Below are 4,746 nucleotides of genomic sequence, written 5' to 3' on the forward strand. Positions count from 1 at the left end.
GCCCGGCCGGTCGCGCGTGGCGGACCGGCCGGGCGGTCCGGGTCAGACCTTCTCGGCGCCCGCGGTGATGAGCGGCAGGTACGCGTCGAGCGCCCACGGCAGCGACAGCGGCGTGGCGGTCGTGACGGCCATGCCGAGCGAGCGGTCGAGCATCGGCACGTACGCACCGGCGGCGAAGGCGGGGATCTGCGCGAACAGCGGCTGCGCCTCGGTCGCGGCCTGCTCGGCCTCGTCCCCGAACCACGTGAACAGCAGCTGGACGTCGGCGAGCTGGTCCGCGTTCTCGAGGCCCAGGCTCGACGTGAACGTGTTCGGTGACGGCTTCAGGTCCGCGACCGACGGCGCGAGCTCGAGGCCCAGGTCGGTGAGCAGGTCGACGCGCGGGTCGCCCGGCAGGTACACGTCGAGGCTGCCGGGCGTGCCGGCGTAGACGTACGCGAACGAGATCCCGGCGAGCTCGGGGTTGGCGAGCGCGGCCTCGTCGATCGCGTCCTGACGCGTCTGCAGCAGCGGCTCGGCCTGCTCGGGAACGCCGAGGGCGGTCGCGATGATCTCGACCTGCTCCTCGATCGTCGTCTGCCACGCCTCCTTCGGGTACGCCACCACCGGCACGACCTCGGAGAGCTGGTCGAAGACGTCCTGCTCCAGGCCCGACTGCGGCGCGAGGACCAGGTCGGGCTCGAGCGCGACGATCGCGTCGACGTCGAGCGGGTACGCGGCGATCGCCTCGGGGAGCTCGGCGTCGCGCTCCTCGATCGCCTCGCGGAACCACGGGTGGTAGCCGTCCTCGTCGCCGCCCCACGTGTCGGCCTCGATGCCCACGGGCACCGTGCCGAGCGAGAGCGCGATGTCGTCCGCACCCCAGCCGAGGGTCACGACGCGCTCGGGCTTCTGCTCGATGACGGCCTCGCCGAGCGCCGACTCGATGGTGACGGGGAACGTCGTGCCGTCGCTCTCGGTGCTGCCGGGCTCGGGGGTGGCGGCGTCGTCGTCGGTCGAGCCGGCGCACGCGGCGAGCGCGAGGGTCAGCGCGGTCGCGACGACGGCGACGGCGGAGCGGCGCAGGTGGCGCACGGGGGGACTCCCATCGGTGAGGGGCGGGCCGACACGGTCTTCCCGTCGCGGCCGGCGGATGAGGCAAGCCTAACCTCGCCTGCGACCCCTCTGGTGGGACCCGGATGTCGCCCTGCTCACACCGGGCGCTACGCCCTGTCGCCCGGGAGAGCACCCCGGTGCCACCGCTCAGAGCGGGAGCGGCGCGCCCGTCAGACGCTCGAACGCCTCGAGGTACCGGTCGCGCGTGCGCTCGACGACGTCGGCCGGCAGGACCGGCGGCGGCACGTCGGACTCGCGGTCCCACCCCGACGCGGGCGACGTCAGCCAGTCGCGGACGAACTGCTTGTCGAAGCTCGGCTGCGCGCGGCCCGGCTCCCACGCGTCGGCGGGCCAGAACCGCGACGAGTCCGGCGTGAGCACCTCGTCGCCCAGCGTGACCGCGCCCGTCGTCGGGTCGGTGCCGAACTCGAGCTTGGTGTCCGCGAGGATCACGCCCCGCTCGCGCGCGACGGCCTCCGCCCGCGCGTAGACGGCGAGCGTGAGGTCGCGCAGCGTCGTCGCGGCCTCCTCGCCGATCTGCGCGACGACCGCCGAGAACGGCACGTTCTCGTCGTGGTCCCCGAGCTCCGCCTTCGTCGCGGGCGTGAAGATCGGCTCGGGCAGCCGCGACCCGTCCACCAGGCCGGCCGGCAGCGGGATGCCCGTGACCTCGCCCGACGCGCGGTACTCGGCCAGTCCCGAGCCCGTCAGGTAGCCGCGGGCGACGCACTCGACGGGGAACATCGACAGGCGACGGCACACCATCGCGCGGCCTGCCACGGCCTCGGGCACGTCCGTCGAGACGACGTGGCTCGGCACGAGGTCGGCCAGCTGCTCGAACCACCACAGGCTGAGCTGCGTGAGCACGACGCCCTTGCCCGGGATGCCCGGCGACAGCACGTGGTCGTACGCGGAGACCCGGTCGCTCGCGACGACCAGCACGACGTCGCCGTGCTCGGCGGTGATCGCCGCACCCGCGGCGGACTCGTCGGGGACGTACAGGTCTCGCACCTTGCCGGAGTACGTGTGCGCCCAACCGGGCAGCGCGACGGACGGTTCGGGCACGACGGCGAGAGTCACGCGCACAGTCTGGCGTGCGGACCGCCGACGGCGCGCACCGCGTCCATCGTCACGCGTCGACGCCGGGACCCGGGCCGCCTCCGGCCGGCGATCGCACACCGGCAGCGGCGAGGTTCCGCTCGAGCTCCGAGACAGTCAGGTCGTATCCCGTCGCCGACGCGCCCGACCAGTTGACGCCCACGCGGATGCCGTCGCCCCTCAGTCCGGGCAACCACCGCCGCAGGAACTCGTCGAGCGGGATCTCGACGACCGACAAGGCGGAGAACGCAGGCACGCGGGCGACGACACGGTCCACGCGGGTCCGGCGGGACCAGAACGGCATCACCTCCTGGCCCGAGCCGTTCATGAACGACGGGAAGCCCTTGTCGTCGCGGATCGTCCACACCGAGGAACCGCGCGACAGATCCGCGTAGAAGGCTGCCGCGTGCGCCGCGCTCGTGCTCATGGCCGGGTCCCCCGCCGCACCGTGGTCAGCGTCCGGCGGCCGAGGCGGCGATGTCGGAGCGGTGGTGCGAGCCAGCGAGCTCGATCTGCTCGACGCCCGCGTAGGCGGCCGCACGCGCGGCGGCGAGGTCGGCGCCGACGCCCACGACCGACAGCACGCGTCCGCCGTTCGACACGAGGTGCGCGCCGTCGACCTGGGAGTCGTCGTCGCCCGCAGGGTTCTGCCGCAGCGCGGTGCCCGCGTGCAGGACATGCACACCCGGGAGGGCCTCGGCATCCTCGACGCCCGTGATCGGGTCGCCGCCGCGGACCGTGCCGGGGTAGCCGTGCGACGCGACGACGACCGTCACGGCCGCGTCGTCGCGCCACTCCAGCGGGGGCAGGTCCGCGAGGGCGCCCGTCGCCGCCGCGAGCAGCACGCCCGCGAGCGGCGTCGCGAGCCGCGGCAGGACGACCTGCGTCTCCGGGTCGCCGAAGCGCGCGTTGAACTCGACCACGCGCGTGCCCTTCGACGTGAGCGCGAGGCCGCAGTAGAGGACGCCGACGAACGGCGTGCCGCGGCGGGCCATCTCGTCGACCGTGGGCCGCGCGACGAGGTCCAGGACCTCGTCGACCAGCCCGTCGGGCGCCCACGGCAGCGGCGAGTACGCGCCCATGCCGCCCGTGTTCGGGCCGGCGTCGCCGTCGAGCGCGCGCTTGAAGTCCTGCGCGGGGACCAGCGGGACGACCGTCGCACCGTCGGACAGCACGAACAGCGACACCTCGGGGCCGTCGAGGTACTCCTCGACGACGGCCCGGCCGCCCTCCTTCTCGACGCACGCGCGCCCGTGCTCGAGCGCGAGCGCGCGGTCGTCGGTCACGACGACGCCCTTGCCCGCGGCGAGCCCGTCCTCCTTGACGACGTACGGCGGACCGAACGCGTCGAGCGCTGCGGCGACCTCGTCGACCGTCGACGCGACGCGCGGCTCGGCGGTCGGGACGCCCGCGGCGGCCATGACGTCCTTCGCGAACGCCTTCGACCCCTCCAGGCGCGCGGCCTCGGCCGACGGGCCGAACACAGGGATCCCGGCCGCGCGGACGGCGTCGGCCACGCCCGCCACGAGCGGGGCCTCCGGGCCGACGACGACCAGGTCCGCGCCGAGCTCGCCGAGGCGGAGAAGGCGCGCGTCGAGGGGCACGCGGCGCTCGGCGAGCAGGTCCGCGCCATGCGCGTGGCCTCCGAGCAGCTCCGTGGGGAGACGGCCCAGCTCGTCACGGCGCTGCGGTCCTCGCAGGTCCGGGGCCGATGGGGCGAGGTGCAGCTGCGCCGCGTCGTCGAGGCCGCGGGGATGCTCGCGCACGTCGACTTCGTCGAGCAGGAGCAGGTCCGCACCGACGACGGCCTGCTGCGCCCCGACATGGTCGTGCGGCTCGCGGGCGGCAAGCACGTCGTCGTCGACGCGAAGGTCGCGTTCCTCGGCTTCCTCGAGGCGTCGCAGACGGACGACCCCGCGGTGCGGGCCGACCGGCTCGCCGCGCACGCCCGGCACGTCCGCAAGCACGTCGACGACCTCGCGTCGAAGCGGTACTGGGACCAGTTCGCGCCCGCGCCCGAGTTCGTCGTGATGTTCGTCCCCGCCGAGTCGTTCCTGCACGCCGCCGCCGACCAGGACCCGACGCTCGTCGAGTACGCGTTCGAGCGGAACGTCGTCCTCGCGACGCCCGTCACGCTGCTCACGCTGCTGCGGACGGTCGCCTATGCGTGGCGGCAGGACGCCCTCGCCAGCAACGCGCAGGCCGTCCTGTCGCTCGGCAAGGAGCTGCACGGGCGGCTCGCCACGATGGGCGCGCACCTGACGCGCCTCGGGCGGGCGATCGACTCCGCCGCGGGCGCCTACAACCAGGCGGTCGGCTCGCTCGAGACGCGCGTGCTCGTGAGCGCGCGCCGGTTCGCCGACCTGCACGTCGTCGACGGCGACCTGCCGACGCCGACGCCGGTCAACCCGCAGCTCTCCGTCGTCAGCGCGCCCGAGCTCGTCGCGTCCGCCGAGGAGCAGATCGTGGCGCTCGACGAGCGTGTGCTCGGCGACGGCGCCGAGCGGCGCGACGCGCGGGCGTTCGACGCCGAGCTGCCGCGTCCCGAGGACC

The 4,746-nt window shown here is 74.7% G+C and carries 4 protein-coding genes and 1 pseudogene; 1 reads left to right on the forward strand and 4 read right to left on the reverse strand.

Annotation, left to right across the window (positions count from 1 at the left end):
* Positions 1-42: 42 nt before the first annotated feature.
* The 4 genes from HGA02_RS10835 to purD all read right to left on the reverse strand — a co-directional run bounded on the left by HGA02_RS10835 (position 43) and on the right by purD (position 3,893).
* Complete coding sequence (locus tag HGA02_RS10835; RefSeq protein WP_168679018.1) at positions 43-1,074, reverse strand: ABC transporter substrate-binding protein; 1,032 nt, start codon at positions 1,072-1,074, stop codon at positions 43-45.
* A 168-nt stretch (positions 1,075-1,242) separates the two neighbouring features.
* Positions 1,243-2,175, reverse strand: coding sequence for a phosphoribosylaminoimidazolesuccinocarboxamide synthase (locus HGA02_RS10840; protein ID WP_343035438.1), 933 nt, complete (start codon positions 2,173-2,175; stop codon positions 1,243-1,245).
* Between the two features lie 49 nt (positions 2,176-2,224).
* Positions 2,225-2,620, reverse strand: coding sequence for a DUF2750 domain-containing protein (locus HGA02_RS10845; RefSeq protein WP_168679019.1), 396 nt, complete (start codon positions 2,618-2,620; stop codon positions 2,225-2,227).
* Positions 2,621-2,645: 25 nt separating this feature from the next.
* Entirely contained in the window at positions 2,646-3,893 is a 1,248-nt protein-coding gene (purD, locus tag HGA02_RS10850) for a phosphoribosylamine--glycine ligase (RefSeq protein WP_425483057.1), read from the reverse strand.
* On the opposite strand from purD, the pseudogene HGA02_RS10855 reads away from it, so the two are divergent.
* Positions 3,804-4,746: pseudogene (locus HGA02_RS10855) on the forward strand (DNA recombination protein RmuC); the annotation flags it as partial. The gene purD and the pseudogene HGA02_RS10855 overlap by 90 nt on opposite strands.

Origin of the sequence: Cellulomonas septica, from assembly GCF_012396155.1 — a bacterium.
GTDB lineage: Bacteria > Actinomycetota > Actinomycetes > Actinomycetales > Cellulomonadaceae > Cellulomonas > Cellulomonas septica.